The organism is Lysinibacillus sp. NPDC095746 (assembly GCF_044763535.1).
Taxonomy (GTDB): Bacteria; Bacillota; Bacilli; order Bacillales_A; family Planococcaceae; genus Lysinibacillus.
This window is the reverse complement of record NZ_JBIWGL010000018.1, coordinates 1-20,335: the sequence shown is the minus strand read 5'-3', so window position 1 is coordinate 20,335 and position 20,335 is coordinate 1. Positions and strand designations below refer to the sequence as shown.

The following is a 20,335-nucleotide window of genomic DNA, read 5'->3' as shown; positions in this document are numbered from 1 at the left end:
GACGGATAGGGGGCAGTTCTTGATTAAACTCATTTAACCACCTCCTAAATTTAATCCTTATTAAATTATCCTGCACCGTTAGTTTAAGTAAAATTTTCCACACGATAAACTTCAAGTATCCATAAAAAAACACCTCATCTGCGCATCACTTTCATTCTGTAAATAGCCTAAGTATCCGACATTTAGATTCATGTTCGGTTCGGGTAAAAAACTTATGCAGTATGGACTATAGGAAGCACGAGTCTAAGCCCGGGAGACATTGGTGATTCCGGGCTCTTTGCTTCCAACTCTAGTGTGATTCAATACTTCGGTTTGTTTTTATAAAAATAGCCTCTTTGCGGGTTGAAAGCTCATACCGTTAATGTAAAAAAATCATATCTTGCATTATACGACTAAAAGGAGGAAGACCTCTCTATTAGATCGAATCCAAGACTTTGAAAATCGAGAAAGGATGAAGACAAAGTCGTAAGCGAATCCTAATATAACCCCTAGCATTACTAGAGATGACGCCTTGAACCTCTTATTAGCTTCTATAGCAATTGAAGAGTTAAGGCTAGGACACATTATTAATGCCATAGGCGGAAAAAATCCAATACGCAGTCGGTACATTGCCAGGACTATCGGTTCCTGCGACCCTCAATGAATTGCTGGAGGTTAATTCAAGTGTCCAAACTACCAACTGGAAAACATCTTGTCTGCTTCTTCTGAAGTAGGTCAAACCGGTGCAACTGGAGCTACAGGCGGTACGTTTACAGCCAACAACATCAAGTAGGAAGCTTCATTCAGCAAGTAGTTACACCGGGGTCGTCTTATATGTTTGATTCAACTATAAATAGCAATGGTATCGGTATTACACATACACCTGGAACACCAGATATCCATCTAAGTCCGAACAGCGTCTATTGGATCAATAGCTATTTAGAAGGGGTTGAGACGCCAACTGGCGGTGTCTGATTCGCGCTTCGCCTAAACAGGGTTCCTCTTTTTGGGAGTCATGTTGGCAACGGGGCTGTCGGGGTAGATGTACAACTCTCCGGTGCATACATTCGGAATACTGGACCTGGTGTTAACGTTCTTCAGATGTTCAATGATGATAACGCAAATACTACGACTGCTAGTAACGGTACGCTTGGCGCTTCATTAACAATTATACAGATTGGTTAACATATCAGCCTATGAAGACATTATCGCAAAACAAAAATTAAACTCTCTTTTTTTAGCGTTTTCATCTATCCAATGAACGACACGTTAGAATCAGCGGTCATTTAGCTCTTCCAAAAGGAATTAAGATGTCAGAAATAGCTGGTTTAAATAAAAAAATGACCATCTTTACACGAACAAGCAATCTCTTACATGAACAAAAGCGGTCACAGAACAGGGAGAAGCCTTTAATAAACGTCTAAATAAATGCATCTATGTCTGCATTTATTTAGACACGTTGTACAAGTGCCGTCGTAAAACGGTATCTAAAGAAGCCGTTTATATCACAGTTGGCATGATGGTTCTAGTGAAGGGCTTACGTCAACTGATCTGCATATAACTCAGAAACTTCTAACTGAACTCAAGGAATGCTCATACCGTTAATGAAAAAGAATCCTATCCTGCATTATGACTATAAAGAGGGAGACCTCTCTATTTAGATCGGTAAATTCATAAACTTTGAAAATTGAGAAAGGGTGAAGACAGTGTCACAAGCAAATCTCCCTAATATAACCCCTAGCATCACTATTACTAGAGATGACGCCTTGAACCTCTTGTTATCTTCTATAGCGATTGAAGAGTTAGGGCTAGGACATATTATTAATGCCGAAGCGGAGAAAATCCAATACGCTGTCGGTACGCTGCCAGGACTTTCGGTTCCAGCGACCATCAGTGAGTTGCTACAGGTAAATTCAAGTGTTCAAAGTACTATGCAAGAATTAATTAAGAAGGAGCTACTCCTTCAATCTAAACTGGAAAACATCTTGGCTGCTCCTTCTTTAGTAGGTCCAACCGGTGCTACTGGGCCTACAGGACCTTCTGGTGGACCTCCAGGCGCTACTGGGGCCACTGGCTCTACCGGGGCTACTGGCTCTACGGGTGCCACTGGCTCTACTGGGGCTACTGGCTCTACGGGTGCCACTGGCTCTACTGGGGCTACTGGGGCTACTGGCTCTACCGGGGCTACTGGCGAAACTGGGGCTACTGGCGAAACTGGGGCTACTGGCGAAACTGGGGCTACTGGGGCTACTGGGGCTACTGGGGCTACTGGCGAAACTGGGGCCACTGGCTCTACTGGGGCTACTGGTTCTACTGGGGCTACTGGCTCTACTGGTGAAACTGGCTCTACTGGGGCTACTGGCTCTACCGGGGCTACTGGCGAAACTGGGGCTACTGGCGAAACTGGTGCCACTGGCTCTACTGGGGCTACTGGCTCTACCGGGGCTACTGGCGAAACTGGCGCTACTGGGGCTACTGGGGCTACTGGGGCTACTGGCTCTACTGGGGCTACTGGGGCTACTGGGGCTACTGGCTCTACTGGTGAAACTGGCTCTACTGGGGCTACTGGCGAAACTGGCGCTACTGGCTCTACCGGGGCCACTGGCTCTACCGGGGCTACTGGCTCTACCGGGGCTACTGGCTCTACTGGTGAAACTGGCGCTACGGGGGCCACTGGCTCTACTGGTGAAACTGGCTCTACCGGGGCTACTGGCTCTACCGGGGCTACTGGCTCTACTGGTGCATCCGGGCCTACTGGGGCCACTGGGGCCACTGGGGCCACTGGGGCAACAGGAGCAACAGGGCCATGTTGTACAGGAGCAACAGGCGCTACCGGTGCATCCGGGCCTACGGGGGCTACTGGCTCTACGGGTGAAACTGGCGCTACGGGGGCTACTGGCTCTACTGGGGCTACTGGCTCTACCGGGGCTACTGGCTCTACTGGTGCCACTGGCTCTACTGGGGCTACTGGCTCTACCGGGGCTACTGGCTCTACCGGGGCTACTGGTTCTACTGGGGCTACTGGGGCTACTGGGGCTACTGGCGAAACTGGGGCCACTGGCTCTACTGGGGCTACTGGCTCTACCGGGGCTACTGGCTCTACCGGGGCTACTGGCTCTACCGGGGCTACTGGCTCTACTGGTGCATCCGGGCCTACTGGGGCCACTGGCTCTACTGGGGCCACTGGCTCTACTGGGGCTACTGGGGCTACTGGGGCTACTGGGGCCACTGGGGCTACTGGGGCATCCGGGCCTACTGGGGCCACTGGCTCTACTGGAGCAACAGGACCATGTTGTACAGGAGCAACAGGCGCTACTGGTGCATCCGGGCCTACTGGGGCCACTGGCTCTACCGGGCCTATTTCACAAGCATTCGTCAGTGCAAATATAGGTGGCCAAACAATAGCCTCCGGCGCCGCTGTTACGTATGGAATTTCTACAATCTTTGGTATCGATTTCAACGGTACTGATACTTTTATCATTACAAGAGCAGGTCTTTATTCACTGGCTGTTGTATTAAATTTTGGAGAAGGGACGCCAGCACAAAGTTACTTTGGTGTATCCATAAACGGCGGGGCGCTTGTTGCTCCATCCTCAAATGCAGACACCGCGGGTCAGATATCGGTCATTCAAGTCAACCTCCAATCCGTTGGTGATACAATCAGGATCGTGAATGGCTCACCCAATAGCGTAACCATAGCCGAAACTGCTGGAGTTACTGGCAGCGCCGGCCATATTATACTATATCGGTTCGCGGATGGGGCTATGTGATAACATTTAAAGAAATCAGCAGCCTAAGGTGCTGCAGGGCCAGCAGCATTTGCAGCTAGTTTGAAATAACCCATTAAACAATAATTCATAATATGCGTAAGGGCTTGTCGTCTGAGAATATCAGGCGGCAAGCCTTTCAGCTTTGCCTAGTTTAGATATTTATGACAATGCCACCTTTATAAAATTTGTCATAATTTCCCCCCCTAAATAGTCAGCAATCATTTCTTCTAATTCAGAGATCCCCATTACAACAATCATGATTTTATTTTTTATTGTTTGTTTTAGAGCTTTTATCTCCCTCTAAATCAGCTAATACATTTTTTATCAATAAAGAGATTCCTTTATATATTCCACTAGGGTTAGTTAAGGTAACTTCTAAAAACCCACTTAAAAGAGATGTTTTTTGCAAGAAAAATTGCAGAGTTTTGCACCCGATATTTTTTCACCTTCTTCGAAAGTGCATTGATTAAACGGAAGCTTTGTCCTGTATAAGAGATGATGTGGACATGGTAAATCAAGCGATCCACCAAAGACTGCATTTACGTTTAAATGACAACATTACTTATAATTTTTTTGCTGTGATATTCAATGGTTTATATTACAATCTTATAATTAAATCATTCTGAGAAAAAAACAAACCTTGATACAGCAGCGACTACACTGTACCAAGGCTTATTTTCGGTGTCACAACATCTTATATATTTATGACAAATATAATTATAAATTGTGACAACATTAGTTATAACTCACATGTTGATTTGGAATAAAGTTTAATTAAAATTTTGCTGCAAACGTTGATTTCAAAATAAAAGAAACCCACGTATTTTAAAAAAAGATTGAGCAAAATGGATTCTTTTATTTTTGAAATACCTTTTCGTTTTATAAAAAAGTTTGATCAAAACTCACTTATAATTTTTTTGAAAAAGTCAAATTACCGCACCTTTTTTACAAACATCGTAACTTTATTTTAAAGCAACAGCTGTACTTTCAGTATCAGTAATTGTTCATTTTGGGTAGGTTAAAATGAACAATAAAAACTACAAATAGTTCTTACTTGAACGAAAAACTACTTGTGCTAGACAGTCAGAGGGCGGTTTTTGGTCTTTTTACCGGTGTAGATGGATCTGGTGTTCAGCAGAAAGCCCGTGCCCGTCAGTTCAACGAACACCACGTCCTATCGCCTTTCACCGCTGGTAATAGCTACAGCAACGTACACAACAAATGTTTAAAACCAATTTAAAGGAATATACTATAACTGAGGTGTATTTATTTGAAAAAAATTATTACATTTTTTATGTTGCCATGTTTTCTTTTTTGGTTTTCAAGTGCAAAAGCCGATTTACCTTATTTAGTACCTAAGTGCCCAAATACTAAAACATTTGCTGAAACATCTATAAATAATAAAAATGAACTTTTAATGAAATTAAATGAGATAGTTCCCATAGCTTATCCCGATAAAATGTATAAAGAGTGGAATGTGTTGGAAATTGCACCTTTATATAAAGCTCAAGGAATTAATTATGACAAGGTATACTACAAAATGGTTGAAAAGTTATGTAACAAGGAAGTTGCGGAGAATTCTTGGTTGGTTGAGTTAGAATTTCCTAAGTTTTTACCAAGTGCAAGTGCTTCTACAGGAATTATGTTTGTAGTGAAGGATAAGGAAAAAGGTTGGTACGTCTGGTATACTTACAGATAATGAACTATCTAACCTAATAATATAACACGCCCCTTACATAATATTGTAAAGGGGCGTGTTACTTTTCATATAAATATTTTAACTTTAAGAAATAAAATTATGAAGTTAAAACCTAAAAATTTTAGTTGCTTTAATCCTGTTACTCTTTTGATCTAGCAAACCGATTACTTGAATAAAATCACCTTTTTGTACTACTCCCTCTTTCGCAAGGACTTTTACATTGCTTCCCTCTTCGATTAAATCAGTGTCAGGATCCAAATCAACATTATCATTATTATTCAAAATTAATGTGTTTTCATAGATCCCCTGTACATTACTCGTGACATTAACGATATTAACCCAAATAATCTCTACCAATAGAACATCATCCGATTTTTTTGTGCCACGGGCATAAAAGAAATCATTTTCTTGTAGGTCTTTAATCTTTTTCTCTCTCTCTTTCCTTTCCAAATGATAGATTGCGTATTTAAAGAAAGAGTGGAGATTTCCTTATTTGATGTGACAAAAATCTTATCTTCCTTAATTTTCTTTATAATACTGTAACAATAATAGTTTCGTTGTTATTCATATTATTCTCCTCCATTTTTATGAATATTCAACCCTGACTGTCATAGTTCCATGGTCTAAATCACCTAAAGCAGCAAATGCTGTTGGTGATAGATCAATTAACCTGCCTTGAAAATAATTTTGTTTACAATACACTCCTGTATCACTACAATAACTACTCATAGCAGGACCACAATCTGCTATATTTACATTTACTGATTTGTTGCTACAAGGCTGAGAAACGAGTAATTGACTCCCGCAATTTAGTCTGACCAAGGGTTTATTGCATCCAGTTAGATCGCAGGTTCCCGAATTCATTTGATACACATGAGGATATGCTGCCACATTTTTATTGTTATCCCACGTTCCACACATTCCTTTGTTTGTAGTCCTGTTCCATGAAGCAATACCATTGTAACCAGCCATCGTTGTATTCCTCCTAATTCTTATTTTTTAAACCTCTTTAAATCTGGAGGTGGTATTCGGATTTGAACCGAAAACTAAAGGGTTTTTGGATACTTTAGTTTTTCCTTATTTGAACCACCAAAAATTATTTATGAAGATGATAAGGTACTAAATCTATTCCATTTTTTTCTTTATAGAATTCTTTAATTTTTATTATTTGTTTAGTAGTATCTAAGGCCAAATCTTGGAGCAATTCAATTTCTTCAGAAGAGTTATTGCTATCTATGCAATTCACATAAAATGACTGGCAACCTCTGGCCTTTTGAATACACTTGAAAACATGATTAGGTATTGTCATTAACTCCCCCTTTCCATCCATTTTTCGATTTTAGATGTTCTTGCTCGTTTAGACATAAAAAAAACACCCCTTTAGAAAGGGGCATTTCATCGCAAATTTTTTTCAACCGTCGCGACTTTATTTTAAACATCGCATCTTTATTTGAAAGCCACATCACAATTGAACTCTATCTCAACAATTACTCAACAGTCACCGATTTAGCCAAGTTACGTGGTTTATCCACATCACAGCGGCGGTGTAGTGCTGCGTAATAGCTAATTAATTGTAATGGCACTACAGAAACTAGTGGTGTTAGTAATTCATGAACTTGAGGGATTACTAAACGGTCACCGTCTTCATCTACGCCAGCCATAGCAATAATGCATGGGTATGCTCCACGTGCTGCTACCTCTTTGACGTTACCACGGATGTTTAATCCTACTGCTGCTTGTGTAACAAGGGCAAACACCGGTGTACCTTCTTCGATTAAGGCAATTGTTCCGTGTTTTAGCTCGCCACCTGCAAAGCCTTCTGCTTGGATATAAGAGATTTCTTTTAGCTTTAGGGCACCCTCAAGGCTTACATAGAAGTCTATGTTACGGCCGATGAAGAATGCGTTGCGTGCGATTTTTAAGTAGTCCTCAGCAATATCCTCTAAAACATCCTTTGAATCGATAATTGTTTGGATACCGTTTGCTGCAATCGCAAGTTCTTGTTTTAAATCGTATTCTAAGCCTTTGCCATTAGCTTTCGCTGTTACATAGGCTGTTAGAGCAAGTACAGCTACTTGTGCTACATACGCTTTTGTAGAGGCTACCGCAATTTCTGGACCTGCATATAATAACAATGTATGGTCTGCCTCACGTGAAAGTGTAGAGCCAGGTACGTTTGTAATCGTTAATGTTGGATAACCAAGCTCTTTAATTTTCACAAGTACTTGACGGCTATCTGCTGTTTCACCTGATTGTGTAATAAAGATAAACAATGGTTTTTCTGAAAGTAATGGCATATTGTAGCCGAATTCACTTGAAATATGAACTTCTACTGGGATACCAGCCATTTTTTCAAAATATTGCTTACCGATTAGACCTGCATGATAGCTTGTGCCGGCTGCAATAATATATAGACGGTCTGCTGCTTGTAATGCTTCTAAAATAGTAGCGTCAATTGTTAATTCGCCATTCTCACCTTCGTACGCTTGAATGATTTTACGAATAACTGTTGGCTGCTCATCCATTTCTTTTAACATATAGTGAGGGTACGTACCTTTTTCAATATCGCTCATATCGAGCTCAGCTGTATATGGTGCACGTTCTACTAATGTACCGTCTAATTTTGTAATTTCAACGCTAGCTTTGTGTACGATTACGACCTCTTTATCGTGTAGCTCCACATATTGATCTGTTACCTGTAGCATTGCCATCGCATCTGAAGCTACAACATTAAAGCCTTCACCAACACCAACTAAAAGTGGAGATTTGTTTTTCGCAACGAAAATTGTATCTGCCGCTTCTGCATCTAATAGGGCTAATGCGTAAGAGCCATGTAATAAAGATAATGTTTTACGGAATGACTCAGCCGTGCTTAAACCTTCTTTCACAAATAGCTCTACTAATTGTACGATGACCTCTGTGTCTGTATCAGATTTCATCGAAATACCTTTTAAATAAGTTTTTTGTAATAAATGATAGTTTTCAATAACTCCGTTGTGTACTAGCGTAAAACGTCCTGATGCACTTTGGTGAGGGTGTGCATTCAAACGGTTTGGCACACCATGAGTTGCCCAACGTGTATGGCCGATACCCACTTTGGCAGCAACGTCCTCGTCCACTGCATCACGTAAATCTGCAATACGTCCCTTTTCTTTAAAGACTGTTACACCATCTTCGTTACGTACTGCGATACCCGCTGAGTCATAGCCACGGTACTCTAGTTTCTCTAAACCTTTTAATAAAATTTCCTTTGCATCTGATTCTCCAATATATCCTACAATTCCACACATAAATTTCTTTTCCTCCGATATTGTCAATTTGACGCAACGACAAACTAGACCTCAACCTATCGAATTTTTTTGAATGTAAAAGTATGCTTATTAATAGGCGTAGCTTTTACATTCCATGCTTAACACTCATTCAGCCATCTGAATAGTAAACATTCGATACATGAGGTTTCTCTATTTATCTATTGCTTTAACTATACCTTTTTCATTTTCTGTACATTCAATCGCTTAAATGCTTTCAAAATGAAAAGTGACAATCGGGTACGTCGATCGGGAGGCATCCGCCGAACTTTCGATAAACCTCCACCTCGTCTGCTGAAGATAGTTTCGTCCAATTTCTTCAGCTCAGGCGCTATAATTGTTTTCCGATTTTCCGATTTTGCGCTTTCTTCCCTCCTTATGCGCTTTCGTTAAATGATAAGGTCGGACCTCATAATTCAACTTCTCCATCATACTCAATCATATGCTATACGTCAAATTTTCGTTATAAAAAACACCTATTTATCCTACTTTTTAATGACAAAAAGTAGACAAACAATCTGCTAGCCTATCTTGAGATTTAACTTGGCATAATTGAGCTGTCGCCACCAAAGTAACTGCCGTTTCACTTACGTTACATAAAGAAGTTTAAACTACGATGTTTTTTCCTTATGTCAGCAACAAATATTTTCGGTGAAGGATTTATTTTGAACAGTGTCAAAATAAATTGCTCTAAAAGTAAATATCAACCTTGATAACTTTTATTGCTTGACAAAGCCACTACTTAGCAATACTATATACAGTACTTAGCAACACTTAGTACAGGTGAAGCTAAGCCCGGGGGTGAGATCATGGATAATCTGAGTGAAATGCTCAAAGGAGTCTTAGAAGGTATTGTATTAGAAATCATTAGCCGCGGTGAAATATATGGTTATGAGATTGTCAAATATCTCACGCAGATGGGGTTCGAGGGCATAGCTGAAGGAACTGTGTATGCGTTACTTATGCGATTGGAAAGAAATCGCCTTGTCAATATTGTCAAAAAGCCATCTGAAATGGGTCCACCAAGGAAATTTTATACGCTTAATGAACAAGGAAGAGAAAAATTAATATCCTTCTGGGCTAAATGGGATTTTTTAAGTAGTCGTATTGAAATTTTAAGACATAATGGAGGGAACAAACATGAGCTTTAGTCGTGAAATTCAGGAGAGAATTAATCGTTTTACGAAAGAACAATCCCAGAATTATTTGCAGGATGCTGAGATGACTTATATAGAAAAGCTGCGCAAGAAAAGTGGGCAAACTAAACGGAAAATTGACAAGCAATTGTCGAAGTTTAAAGGGCGTTCCGATCAGGGACGAGAAGCGCAAGATGACATGATAATCTATATGAGCGATTATATGAATGATTTAATGTCACAAGGTTTAACGGAGCAAGAAGCTTTTAATAAGGCTAGCGAGGAATTGCAATTCGCCAGTAACTCTGAGCAATCTGAGGATTTAAATGAACGCTTCCAGCAGTATTACGAAAATCGCGATCCCGCAGATTATGAGGCAATCGGACTGTTTTATGGTGGCTTCCTATTTTTAGGATTAGGCATTGGCGGATTAATCGGTTTTCTAACTGGCGGTGGATATGAAGCTTTTTTTGATAAAGGCTGGATCGACACTGCAATAGGTGCTGTTGTTGGAATTATCATTGGTATCGGACTTGGACAAATTACTAATGCAATTATAGCGTTGAAAAAGAAGTAGGGCTATTTTAATTAGAATAACTATGCATCAGCATAATTTCGCCCGGAATCGGGATTATGCTTTTGCCCGCAAATGTTTTAGTGCGAAGCGCAGTGCTAACGTAGCGGTAGCAATTTGATATTTTTTGCGCGAAACGTGGCGGAGGCAACATCGATGCAAGTCAGTTAGCTTAGGCTAGTATCCTTTATTAACTTCTTTTCCGATTTTCGTGACATCCATTGGAGGGCTTGACACTCGCTGAAAGAAGTTAAAACATAAAAGGCACAGGCAAACTACTTGTGCCTTTTAAGCTTAGCCTTCTTTACTCTCCAATAATTTCACAATTTCTCGATTAAATGCTGGTAGATCCTCCGGTGTGCGACTTGTTACCAATTGATTTTGGCAAACAAACACTTCCTCGTCATGGAATATCGCACCTGCATTTTCTAAATCTACACGAATCGATTTGTAGCCAGTTGCGTCACGACCATTTAATGTTTTTGCCGTAATGAGTAATTGAGGTCCATGACAAATAGCAAAGGTTGGCTTCATCTCATCCATAAATTCTTTGACAAATGCCACAACACGATCATCTACACGTAGTATATCAGGAGAAAAACCGCCCGGGATGAATAATGCATCGAATTCAGAAGCATTTACCTCATCGATATCTTTATCGATTTTTACTTTCTCTCCATGCTTACCTTCTACCTCAATGCCTGCCGTCGTATCAATCGTTATTAGTTCATGACCTGCCGCTTCTAATGCTCCTTTAGGACTTGTATATTCAGCGTCCTCAAACATATTGGTAATCACTGTAGCAATTTTAGCCATTGCAATACAACACTCCTTGTTATTGTGACTCTGTACTACTGTTCCCATTCTTTTCGAAAGCATTCATTTTTTCGTTGGTAAAGCTTTCTTTTCATTTGGGAAGGAACAAAAAAATAAAAACTCGACCTCCCATCAAAGGAAATCGAGTTCATACTATTTATTCAGTTAAGCCCATTTCTGCACGGACAACATCTGCTATACGCTCTACGTAACGCTTACAGTCTTCTTCTGTAGCCGCTTCCACCATTACTCGTACAAGTGGCTCAGTACCAGAAGGACGCACTAATACGCGACCGTTACCAGCCATATCTGCTTCTACTTCAGCAATCACTGCAGCAACTTTTGCATTTTCTGTCACAGCATGCTTGTCTGTTACACGTACGTTGACTAAACGCTGCGGGAAAATTTTCATTTCCGAAGCAAGCTCTGATAGTTTTTTACCTGTAGCTTTCATAATATTAACAAGCTGAATACCTGTTAATAAGCCATCTCCAGTTGTGTTAAAGTCTAGGAAAACAATATGACCAGATTGCTCGCCACCAAGATTATAATCATTAGCACGCATTTCTTCTACAACGTAACGATCACCTACAGCTGTTTGTACACTATGCATATCGTTATCTTCAACAGCTTTGTAGAAGCCCATGTTACTCATTACCGTCGAAACGATTGTTTGCTTTTTCAAGCGACCAACTGTATTTAAATGCTTACCAATGATGAACATAATTTGATCACCATCAACAATTTTACCGTTTTCATCTACTGCGATTAAACGGTCACCATCGCCATCGAATGCTAAACCAACATCAGCACCCTTTTCTGTGACAAATTTAGCTAATCCATCTGGATGTGTTGAGCCGACACCGTCATTAATATTTAAGCCTGTTGGTGAGGCACCCATCGTTGAGATATCCGCTTCTAAATCTGCAAATAGGTGTGTAGCTAGAGAAGACGTAGCGCCATGCGCACAATCTAATGCTACGTGGATGCCTTCAAATTCTTCAGCCACTGTTTGTTTTAAGTATTGAATATATTTTTGTCCGCCCTCGAAGTAGTCGCTTACAGAACCTAAATCTGCCCCTATTGGACGTGGTAAAGTATCATCTTGAGCATCTAATATTGCTTCGATTTCAGCTTCTTGCGCATCTGTTAGCTTAAAGCCATCAGGACCGAAAAACTTAATACCATTGTCAGCTACTGGGTTATGTGAAGCTGAAATCATAACGCCTGCATTTGCGCTCATCATTCGAGTAAGATAGGCCACACCTGGTGTCGAAATAACACCAAGACGCATTACCTCTACGCCGATTGATAAAAGACCAGCTACAAGTGCACCTTCAAGCATTTCACCTGAAATACGTGTGTCACGACCGATTAAAACCTTTGGACGGTCAGTTGCATCCTTCGTTAAAACGTAACCACCTACACGGCCAAGTTTAAATGCAAACTCCGGTGTTAATTCACTATTCGCGACGCCACGGACGCCATCTGTTCCAAAATATTTACCCATTTTAATTATTCTCTCCTTCAATGCAAGACGGCGGTCATGCTTGTCTATGCTGACAACTAGATCACTCGTCTGCTTACTTTTGGAAAAGTCTATTTTCGTTCATTCACTGGTAACTATTAATTATGCCCCTATGTAATTTATCTGGGCTTATAAATAGGCACAGATAAATTTTAGCATAGGGTATTTTGATTTTAGCCTAAGTAACTTCTTCCCGTTAAAGAATACCCTTACGGATTGAGAACGAAATCTCTACTGAATCAAAATAAAATTATAGTCAGTTATTGTTTAAGAATCAATATCTTCTTCTGTTTTATCAGTAGGCGGTGGCGTACTGTTATCAGAAGGAGTGCTAGTGTCCTCTGAAGGTGGCGGAGGAGTAGGTGTAGGAGCAGGAGGGGTAGTCGTTGTTGTCGTTGTTGTTTTTTCCTGCTCTACCTTCGTAACATCTGCCTTCACTTTAATTTTTGAGTCAGATATTTTTGTCACACCTTCTGGCAATTTCACTTCAAATTCATAAGTTTTTGATTCTGTAATTTTTGATAAATCAACCTCTAATGGTATTGCGGTTAAAGTATCTATCATAGATTTTCTACCGTATACTCTCACCTTTGTTGGACTAATTGTTAGTTGGTTGACGGTAATACCATTCTCCGCTTTTCCTATTTCCTTCAGCACAACAGGCAACTCTCTACTGTAAGCTCCAATATCTACTTCTACCTTCACAGTTTCTGGTTCAATCGTCACGTCTAACTTATTTAAATCACGATCTAGCACTTTCACTGCCGCTACTTGTGAGAACGGTTCTTTCAAGCCTCGTTCACCCGTTACAGTAGCTTTTACATAGCTAATATTTTCAATTGCACTTTTGGCACCTGTAATATACACCGTAGCTGGATTAGCACTCATGCCATTTAAAATATATCCTTCTTCAAGTAAACGAGTATTTAGCTCAGGGTCAACACGAAACTCTTGTGTGACCTTTTCCTCAATATTAACCTTTACAATCGCAGGGTCTAATGTAACTTGCAACTTCTCCGAAATATTTTCGTATTGTAGTCGAACATTATGCTCACCTATGAGTAATTTACTCAAATCTGCAAATACAGAAAAATCCTTCGACGCTTGAGCCTGTAAAACGAGTGTCATCGGACCTTTTATCGTAACATCTACTGTCTTTGGTATCCCTGTTACAATGAGGTTCTTATCGTCATAAAAAACATCTACTGGTACATCTCGGATTACCGCTGTTTGCTCACTCATTATTGTTTTATTTGAGGGAGATAATTCAGCACGAACGGAGAAAAATAACAATAAGGCTAAAATTAGCGCAACAATTCGTAACACCCAAGGGCTATCCATCATTTTATCCATTCTTTTTCCCCCTCCAAGTTAACTTAGAGGCTGCATTTGATTCCTGTGCTGATCCGAACCACATTTTACGTAACAGTCCTTCGAATTCTTCTAAAGAAAGATTTCGATGTAGATTACCATTCAGTGTAATACTAATGGCACCGGTTTCCTCTGATACGACAATAGTAATGGCATCTGTCACTTCACTTAAGCCAAGTGCAGCACGGTGACGTGTCCCAAGCTCTTTTGAGATAAACGGACTCTCAGATAGCGGTAAATAACAAGCCGCTGCCGATATTTTATCTTTTTGCATGATAACCGCTCCATCATGTAACGGTGTATTAGGTATAAAAATGTTGATCAGTAATTCAGATGAAATCTCAGCATTTAGACCTATACCTGTTTCGATATATTCATTTAGACCAGTTTCTTTTTCAATAGAAATTAACGCCCCTATACGACGTTTGGCCATATAACTAACAGATTTCTTCATTGCCTCAATAAGCCTTGTTTGTTCTTCTTCAACTTGACTAATCGAACGTTGGAATAACTTCCCTCTACCAATTTGTTCAAGACCACGTCTTATTTCAGGTTGGAAAATGATAATAATCGCCAAGAAACCGAATTCGATAACTTGTTTTAACATCCAACCTAACGTCTCTAACCCAAAAAAGTCTGTAGCAAGGCGCGCAATAATAATGACGAAAATGCCTTTTAATAATTGGACAGCCTTTGTACCTTTAATGAGGGTTAAAATTTTATAAATAACGTACCATACGAGCAGTACATCTAATAAGTTAATAAAAATATTCACAGGTGTTAAATTAGCGAAATGTTCGATAATTTGCACGTGGCATCCCCCACTTTTCATTGCGAATCCATACACATTTAAGTATAGCACATTCTTATCAAATGTAACTTTTTTCAAATAAAAAGTCTACTCAAAAGAGTAGACCTTTCAGCCTCTCACGTGCACTATCTATTAGGACGTATAGAGTGTTATTTAGTTGCTTGTTTCTCCTCGAATGTTACAGCAGACTTCACTGAATTTTTAATCGTATACCACAGCCATTCGAATACTTCGTCAATTTCTTCTATTTTTCCCGAAACAACTGCCGAAGATGCCATATACTGCCCGTTAATAACAGTGACATTGCCATCCACTTCACCCTCAACAATTAAATCACCATTTTTAACAATAATGTCGCCTTTTACAACTTCACCCTTCGGCACAATAACCGTTTGACCTTCAACAACTAGATTTGGCTGTTTAGTCACAGAGAACTGTCGGTCATCCATAAAATTACCTAGTAAAGTTGCACTCATGAATAAACAAAAAACTGCTGCTGCCACAAAGAGCGGATGCCGACGAATCCACTTTTGCATCCCTACACGACTTTTAGGTTTCGGTAAACGAGCCATTACGGCTTCTTCAAAATGCGGAGGTGATGTAATGTGGGAAGCGCTCTTCACAAAGGCGATTGTTTCACTTAATTCCTGCATCAACTGTTTACAATCACTGCATGTATGCAAATGTCGTTTTAACTCTTGCTCATGCTCACGACTAATGTCACCATCTAAATAATCATGGATATAGTCTATTATATGCTCTGGACAAGTATTCATGACGCTTCCCCTCCTACAGATTGTTTAATTGCTTTCGTAATGCTTCACGTCCGCGGTGAATCCTCGTTTTCACCGTTCCAAGAGGCATATCTAAAATCTCGCTAATTTCCTGTAATGATAATTCTTCAATATATTTCAATACTATAACTGAACGGTACTTATCAGGCAAACGTCCAATTTCATATTGAATGCGATCTTGTAGTTCCATTTGCTCTATCTGTTCTTCAGGTAGCTGGTCATCTGCTGCGATCTGTGAATACATATCAAGTCCTTCTGTACCAGCTACTTCTGCATCTAAATAGTAATCCGGCTTTTTCTTCCGGATACGGTCTATACAAAGGTTTGTCGCTATACGATAAAGCCACGTCGCAAATTTCCTTTTCTGATCAAAAGTATGCAAGTTCATATAGGCACGAACAAAAGCTTCTTGTGCAATGTCCTCAGATTCTTGCTTGTTCCCTAACATCCTATAGCATACTTGGTACAGTTTGTGCTGATAGAGACTCACAATATCTGCAAATGCGTTTTGATCACCTTTAAGCACTTGTTTAATTTTCTTGTTTACTAACGCATCCATTGTGTTTATTTCTCCACCTTTACAACTGTCTTATACTATACGACCTATCGATAAGAAAAGTTTCGTTTTATTATTAATTATAGCAAAAGATTTTTATACATTGTGGCAATAGACAATTTTTTGTTAAATTTCTTTAAACTAGTGTTTCGCCAAATAAAGAGCCCATTAATGCTACTGCAACATCGGCAGTTCTATTTTTCTCATCTAAAATCGGATTAACTTCAACGAATTCAGCAGATGTTAGCATACCTGATTCCTGAAGCATTTCCATTGCCAAATGGCTTTCTCGATATGTAATACCACCAGCTACAGGAGTCCCAACCCCTGGCGTATAAAGTGGATCTAAACCGTCTAAATCAAGTGATAAATGCAAACCATCTACATTGCGCTCCCTTAAATATTCTAGAGCATCTTCCATGACACGCGTCATCCCAAGACGATCTATTTCATGCATTGTATATACTTTGATTCCTTGCTGGCTAATTAATTCACGTTCTCCTGGATCTACAGAACGCGCTCCTATAATAATAACGTTTTCAGGTTTAATTTTCGGTACATTATTACGAATTTTCACCAACCGTTCATGACCAAGTCCAATGCTTACAGCTAATGGCATACCATGTATATTACCAGATGGCGTCGTTTCTGGAGTGTTTAAGTCAGCATGCGCATCAAACCAAATAACGCCTAAATTTTTATAATGCTCACCTAGCCCTGCAAGAGTGCCAATAGCGATACTATGGTCGCCACCAAGTACAAGCGGAAACTCCTTTTGTTCAATTGCTTCATTTACACTTTTCGCCAAAGACGTACTTACATCGATAACTTCCTCTAAATTAAGTAGCTGCTTATCAACAATAATGCCATCTTGTTTTTGACTAACACGTATATCCCCTTGATCATGTACTACATGTCCTATTGCCTCTAGGCGCTCTACAACGCCTGCGTAACGAATAGCACTCGGCCCCATATCTACCCCTCTGCGAGTTTGCCCATAATCTGTTGGTACACCAATAATAGAAACATTTAGTTTATTCATTTTTCCATACCCCCTTTAGATTGTAAGACTATTGTAAAGCCTGCATCCTCCTTGGCTCAACCTCGCAATTTTATGAATATTTATGCAATTAAAGAGAGTATAAAAAAATCTCCTGCTGTTTTCAGCAAGAGATTAGTATCTGTAGTTAATGTTACACTTTTTTTATTTATAAAAGTGAGCCATGAAGGACTCGAACCTTCGACCCTCTGATTAAAAGTCAGATGCTCTACCAACTGAGCTAATGGCTCAAAAAATAAAAATGGCTGGGGTACTAGGATTCGAACCTAGGCATGACGGAATCAAAATCCGTTGCCTTACCGCTTGGCTATACCCCAATCATTTATAAAAAACTGGTGGAGGGGGACGGATTCGAACCGCCGAACCCTAAGGAGCGGATTTACAGTCCGCCGCGTTTAGCCACTTCGCTACCCCTCCGAAATAACACATATGGTGGAGGATGACGGGCTCGAACCGCCGACCCTCTGCTTGTAAGGCAGATGCTCTCCCAGCTGAGCTAATCCTCCATAGAAACAGGTGTTCATTTCTTTACAGTTTTTTATTTTATTTTTAAGCCTTTGCATTACTACAATGCTTTAAAAAATGGTGACCCCTACGGGATTCGAACCCGTGTTACCGCCGTGAAAGGGCGGTGTCTTAACCACTTGACCAAGGGGCCATTTTCAAATGTCTCAAACAAGACAAGTATTATGATAACATTTTTCGTCGTACGATGCAATACTTTTTTAAAAAAAATTATGTATACATCACCTTTAAAAATGAGCAAAAAAATGGCTCCGAAGGCAGGACTCGAACCTGCGACAACCTGATTAACAGTCAGGTGCTACTACCAACTGAGCTACTTCGGAACAATACTATTCAATTCGGTTTTTAAAACCTCTTAAGTACATTTATTATTATAGCAAGCATTATAAATTATGCAATACTTTTTGTGAAAATTTTTATATTTTTTGTCGAAGTCTTCCTATGCAGCAACAAGAAACGTAATAGTTCTCTATTAAATCTAATATTTCTATTTCATGTACATAATATTCTTGCTGTATATTATTGCAATTGTTAAAATAAAAATAGTTTTATGAATTTTCTATCAAATTTGATTAGGGGAGGAATGTTCATATGGTAACAAACGATTTAATTGCACCGGAATTTTATAATATTACAGAGGAATTGGAGAAATTTTCTCGTGATTGTGATCGCCAAGCAATACGGTGGCTAAATACTCAGCAGGAGCGTCAAACAATTTCCTATGTTGAACTTGTTCAAAAAATGAATCAATACGCGCACGCCTTTACGAAGAAGGGGCTTCAAAAAGGAGATCGCGTATTAGTTATTATTCCTCGTCTGCCTGAAGCTTATTTTGTCTTCCTTGGCTGTCTAAAGGCTGGGATTGTTCCTATTTCTTGTTCAGAAATGTTACGTGCAAGTGATTTAGAATATCGTATGGAACACTCTTCTGCAAGAGCAGTAATAGCCTATGAAGCGTTCACAAGTGAGGTAGATTGTATTACTTCTTCAGTGAAGGCTTTAAATAATAAATTGGTTATAGGCACTGCTACTGGTGATTGGATCTCTTTAGATGAATTAGCAAGTACTCAGCCAGATACATTTACAGCAGCTGCTACTAAAAGAGATGATATGGCATTTCTTTCTTATACATCTGGTACAACTGGCAAGCCGAAAGGAGTTGTCCATTCACATGGATGGGGATATGCACATATTAGAACAGCTGCTTCTCAATGGCTTTGTGTACGTGAAGGTGACTTAGTGTGGGCTACAGCAGCTCCAGGGTGGCAAAAATGGATTTGGAGCCCATTTTTATCGACTATTATGCTGGGCGCAACTGCATTTGTATATCACGGAGGATTTGATGCAAAAACATACCTGCAACTACTTCAAGATGAAAAGGTCAATGTTCTATGCTGTACTCCAACGGAATATCGAATTATGGCGAAGCTTGATAATTTAAAAGACTATAATCTATCTTCTCTACGTAGCGCTGTTTCTGCTGGTGAGCCATTAAATCGACCAGTCATCGAAACATTTATGAAAAATTTCAATCTTAAAGTTCGCGATGGCTATGGACAAACAGAAAATACTTTATTAATCGGCACACTTGAAAATATAGATTTACGTCCAGGTTCAATGGGTGTTCCTACACCCGGCAATATTGTTCGTATTATAGATCACGAAGGCAACGAGGCACCGGTTGGAGAAGTTGGAGATATTGCAGTTCACAAATCTTCTCCTGCTCTATTTAAGGAGTACTATCGTGAGCCTGAACGTACACAAGCTGCCTTCCGTGGAGATTGGTATATTACTGGAGACCAAGCCAAATGCGATGAAGACGGCTACTTCTGGTTTGAAGGTCGAGGAGATGACATCATTATTTCATCAGGCTATACAATTGGGCCATTTGAAGTAGAAGATGCTTTAAATAAACATGAAGCTGTACAAGAATGTGCTGTAGTCGCAGCTCCAGATGAAATTAGAGGACATATTGTTAAAGCCTTTGTCATCTTACGAGAAAACTTCAGAGATCGTGATGAGGAAGAGTTAATAAAAGAACTCCAAGAGCACGTTAAAGCATTAACAGCGCCTTATAAATATCCTCGTAGTATTGTCTTTATCGATGAGCTACCAAAAACAACTTCTGGTAAGATTCGTCGTATAGAACTACGAGCAGCAACAACAACTGTATAAAATATAATAAAGAGACATTTTACCATTCACTGGTTGAAATGTCTCCTTTATATATATTGCTAGTATTTAATATTCTTTTGCATATAAAAAAAGCCACTACTGAGTTTATCAGCAGCGACTTTTTGCGCCTAGCGACGTCCTACTCTCACAGGGGGAAGCCCCCAACTACCATCGGCGCTAAAGAGCTTAACTTCCGTGTTCGGTATGGGAACGGGTGTGACCTCTTTGCCATC

19 protein-coding genes, 6 tRNA genes and 1 rRNA gene are annotated in these 20,335 nt (G+C 39.9%); 8 read left to right on the top strand and 18 right to left on the bottom strand.

Annotation, left to right across the window (positions count from 1 at the left end):
* Positions 1 to 511 precede the first annotated feature (511 nt).
* The 5 genes from ACIQ7N_RS23695 (at position 512) to ACIQ7N_RS14315 (ending at position 5,448) form a co-directional block, all read left to right on the top strand.
* Positions 512 to 643 carry a hypothetical protein gene (locus ACIQ7N_RS23695; protein ID WP_483869817.1) on the top strand — a complete coding sequence of 44 codons (132 nt, stop codon included), beginning with the start codon at positions 512 to 514 and terminating at the stop codon, positions 641 to 643.
* On the top strand, positions 609 to 713 hold the full coding sequence (locus ACIQ7N_RS23690) for a hypothetical protein (RefSeq protein WP_483869816.1): 105 nt from the start codon (positions 609 to 611) through the stop codon (positions 711 to 713). The genes ACIQ7N_RS23695 and ACIQ7N_RS23690 overlap by 35 nt, the downstream gene beginning before the upstream one ends.
* Positions 714 to 813: 100 nt before the next feature.
* Positions 814 to 954 (top strand): hypothetical protein, encoded by a 141-nt coding sequence (locus ACIQ7N_RS14325; RefSeq protein ID WP_402933123.1) that lies wholly within the window; start codon positions 814 to 816, stop codon positions 952 to 954.
* A 731-nt stretch (positions 955 to 1,685) separates the two neighbouring features.
* A complete protein-coding gene (locus ACIQ7N_RS14320) occupies positions 1,686 to 3,749 on the top strand; it encodes an alpha-helical endospore appendage domain-containing protein (protein WP_402933120.1) in 2,064 nt (687 codons plus the stop codon).
* A gap of 1,270 nt (positions 3,750 to 5,019) precedes the next feature.
* The gene (locus ACIQ7N_RS14315) at positions 5,020 to 5,448 is read left to right on the top strand and encodes a hypothetical protein (RefSeq protein ID WP_402933118.1); all 429 of its coding nucleotides are present in this window, start codon (positions 5,020 to 5,022) and stop codon (positions 5,446 to 5,448) included.
* Positions 5,449 to 5,553: 105 nt separating this feature from the next.
* Here the strand turns inward: ACIQ7N_RS14315 and ACIQ7N_RS14310 are convergent, their stop codons facing one another.
* The 4 genes from ACIQ7N_RS14310 to glmS all read right to left on the bottom strand — a co-directional run bounded on the left by ACIQ7N_RS14310 (position 5,554) and on the right by glmS (position 8,738).
* On the bottom strand, positions 5,554 to 5,898 hold the full coding sequence (locus tag ACIQ7N_RS14310) for a hypothetical protein (RefSeq protein ID WP_402933116.1): 345 nt from the start codon (positions 5,896 to 5,898) through the stop codon (positions 5,554 to 5,556).
* Between the two features lie 135 nt (positions 5,899 to 6,033).
* Positions 6,034 to 6,420 (bottom strand): septal ring lytic transglycosylase RlpA family protein, encoded by a 387-nt coding sequence (locus ACIQ7N_RS14305; RefSeq protein ID WP_402933113.1) that lies wholly within the window; start codon positions 6,418 to 6,420, stop codon positions 6,034 to 6,036.
* Between the two features lie 124 nt (positions 6,421 to 6,544).
* Positions 6,545 to 6,757, bottom strand: coding sequence for a hypothetical protein (locus ACIQ7N_RS14300; RefSeq protein ID WP_402933110.1), 213 nt, complete (start codon positions 6,755 to 6,757; stop codon positions 6,545 to 6,547).
* A 178-nt stretch (positions 6,758 to 6,935) separates the two neighbouring features.
* The gene (gene glmS / locus ACIQ7N_RS14295) at positions 6,936 to 8,738 is read right to left on the bottom strand and encodes a glutamine--fructose-6-phosphate transaminase (isomerizing) (protein ID WP_402933107.1); all 1,803 of its coding nucleotides are present in this window, start codon (positions 8,736 to 8,738) and stop codon (positions 6,936 to 6,938) included.
* An 827-nt stretch (positions 8,739 to 9,565) separates the two neighbouring features.
* Here glmS and ACIQ7N_RS14290 point away from each other — a divergent pair.
* The gene (locus ACIQ7N_RS14290; RefSeq protein WP_274066700.1) at positions 9,566 to 9,907 is read left to right on the top strand and encodes a PadR family transcriptional regulator; all 342 of its coding nucleotides are present in this window, start codon (positions 9,566 to 9,568) and stop codon (positions 9,905 to 9,907) included.
* Positions 9,897 to 10,469, top strand: coding sequence for a hypothetical protein (locus ACIQ7N_RS14285; protein ID WP_402933104.1), 573 nt, complete (start codon positions 9,897 to 9,899; stop codon positions 10,467 to 10,469). Before ACIQ7N_RS14290 ends, ACIQ7N_RS14285 begins: the two co-directional genes overlap by 11 nt.
* 291 nt (positions 10,470 to 10,760) lie before the next feature.
* On the opposite strand, the gene ACIQ7N_RS14280 is transcribed toward ACIQ7N_RS14285, so the two are convergent.
* The 13 genes from ACIQ7N_RS14280 to ACIQ7N_RS14220 form a co-directional block, all read right to left on the bottom strand.
* On the bottom strand, positions 10,761 to 11,282 hold the full coding sequence (locus ACIQ7N_RS14280) for a type 1 glutamine amidotransferase domain-containing protein (protein WP_402933101.1): 522 nt from the start codon (positions 11,280 to 11,282) through the stop codon (positions 10,761 to 10,763).
* A gap of 157 nt (positions 11,283 to 11,439) precedes the next feature.
* Positions 11,440 to 12,792, bottom strand: coding sequence for a phosphoglucosamine mutase (glmM, locus tag ACIQ7N_RS14275; RefSeq protein WP_402933098.1), 1,353 nt, complete (start codon positions 12,790 to 12,792; stop codon positions 11,440 to 11,442).
* Positions 12,793 to 13,077: 285 nt separating this feature from the next.
* The gene (locus ACIQ7N_RS14270) at positions 13,078 to 14,163 is read right to left on the bottom strand and encodes a CdaR family protein (protein ID WP_402933095.1); all 1,086 of its coding nucleotides are present in this window, start codon (positions 14,161 to 14,163) and stop codon (positions 13,078 to 13,080) included.
* A complete protein-coding gene (gene cdaA / locus ACIQ7N_RS14265; RefSeq protein ID WP_132361151.1) occupies positions 14,156 to 14,992 on the bottom strand; it encodes a diadenylate cyclase CdaA in 837 nt (278 codons plus the stop codon). The genes ACIQ7N_RS14270 and cdaA overlap by 8 nt, the downstream gene beginning before the upstream one ends.
* 149 nt (positions 14,993 to 15,141) lie before the next feature.
* Positions 15,142 to 15,768 carry an anti-sigma factor family protein gene (locus ACIQ7N_RS14260; RefSeq protein ID WP_248717474.1) on the bottom strand — a complete coding sequence of 209 codons (627 nt, stop codon included), beginning with the start codon at positions 15,766 to 15,768 and terminating at the stop codon, positions 15,142 to 15,144.
* 13 nt (positions 15,769 to 15,781) lie between these two features.
* A complete protein-coding gene (gene sigW, locus ACIQ7N_RS14255) occupies positions 15,782 to 16,345 on the bottom strand; it encodes an RNA polymerase sigma factor SigW (RefSeq protein WP_100542806.1) in 564 nt (187 codons plus the stop codon).
* A gap of 133 nt (positions 16,346 to 16,478) precedes the next feature.
* Positions 16,479 to 17,384 (bottom strand): arginase, encoded by a 906-nt coding sequence (gene rocF / locus ACIQ7N_RS14250; RefSeq protein ID WP_402933091.1) that lies wholly within the window; start codon positions 17,382 to 17,384, stop codon positions 16,479 to 16,481.
* A 175-nt stretch (positions 17,385 to 17,559) separates the two neighbouring features.
* A tRNA-Lys gene (locus ACIQ7N_RS14245) sits at positions 17,560 to 17,632 on the bottom strand.
* 12 nt (positions 17,633 to 17,644) lie between these two features.
* Positions 17,645 to 17,719 (bottom strand) — tRNA-Gln (locus ACIQ7N_RS14240).
* Positions 17,720 to 17,735: 16 nt separating this feature from the next.
* Positions 17,736 to 17,819 (bottom strand) — tRNA-Tyr (locus ACIQ7N_RS14235).
* A 13-nt stretch (positions 17,820 to 17,832) separates the two neighbouring features.
* A tRNA-Val gene (locus ACIQ7N_RS14230) sits at positions 17,833 to 17,908 on the bottom strand.
* Between the two features lie 77 nt (positions 17,909 to 17,985).
* A tRNA-Glu gene (locus tag ACIQ7N_RS14225) sits at positions 17,986 to 18,060 on the bottom strand.
* Positions 18,061 to 18,173: 113 nt separating this feature from the next.
* Positions 18,174 to 18,250, bottom strand: a tRNA-Asn gene (locus tag ACIQ7N_RS14220).
* A 268-nt stretch (positions 18,251 to 18,518) separates the two neighbouring features.
* Here ACIQ7N_RS14220 and mbcS point away from each other — a divergent pair.
* Complete coding sequence (gene mbcS, locus ACIQ7N_RS14215; RefSeq protein ID WP_402933088.1) at positions 18,519 to 20,102, top strand: acyl-CoA synthetase MbcS; 1,584 nt, start codon at positions 18,519 to 18,521, stop codon at positions 20,100 to 20,102.
* Positions 20,103 to 20,228: 126 nt separating this feature from the next.
* Here the strand turns inward: mbcS and rrf are convergent.
* A 5S ribosomal RNA gene (gene rrf, locus ACIQ7N_RS14210) occupies positions 20,229 to 20,335 on the bottom strand; the annotation flags it as partial.

Coding starts and splice junctions, on each gene's coding strand:
- ACIQ7N_RS14325 (WP_402933123.1), top strand. CDS start 814: ATGTTTGATTCAACTATAAATAGCAATGGTATCGGTATTACACATACA.
- ACIQ7N_RS14305 (WP_402933113.1), bottom strand. CDS start 6,420: ATGGCTGGTTACAATGGTATTGCTTCATGGAACAGGACTACAAACAAA.
- ACIQ7N_RS14300 (WP_402933110.1), bottom strand. CDS start 6,757: ATGACAATACCTAATCATGTTTTCAAGTGTATTCAAAAGGCCAGAGGT.
- glmS (WP_402933107.1), bottom strand. CDS start 8,738: ATGTGTGGAATTGTAGGATATATTGGAGAATCAGATGCAAAGGAAATT.
- ACIQ7N_RS14290 (WP_274066700.1), top strand. CDS start 9,566: ATGGATAATCTGAGTGAAATGCTCAAAGGAGTCTTAGAAGGTATTGTA.
- ACIQ7N_RS14285 (WP_402933104.1), top strand. CDS start 9,897: ATGAGCTTTAGTCGTGAAATTCAGGAGAGAATTAATCGTTTTACGAAA.
- ACIQ7N_RS14280 (WP_402933101.1), bottom strand. CDS start 11,282: ATGGCTAAAATTGCTACAGTGATTACCAATATGTTTGAGGACGCTGAA.
- glmM (WP_402933098.1), bottom strand. CDS start 12,792: ATGGGTAAATATTTTGGAACAGATGGCGTCCGTGGCGTCGCGAATAGT.
- ACIQ7N_RS14270 (WP_402933095.1), bottom strand. CDS start 14,163: ATGGATAAAATGATGGATAGCCCTTGGGTGTTACGAATTGTTGCGCTA.
- ACIQ7N_RS14260 (WP_248717474.1), bottom strand. CDS start 15,768: ATGAATACTTGTCCAGAGCATATAATAGACTATATCCATGATTATTTA.
- sigW (WP_100542806.1), bottom strand. CDS start 16,345: ATGGATGCGTTAGTAAACAAGAAAATTAAACAAGTGCTTAAAGGTGAT.
- rocF (WP_402933091.1), bottom strand. CDS start 17,384: ATGAATAAACTAAATGTTTCTATTATTGGTGTACCAACAGATTATGGG.
- mbcS (WP_402933088.1), top strand. CDS start 18,519: ATGGTAACAAACGATTTAATTGCACCGGAATTTTATAATATTACAGAG.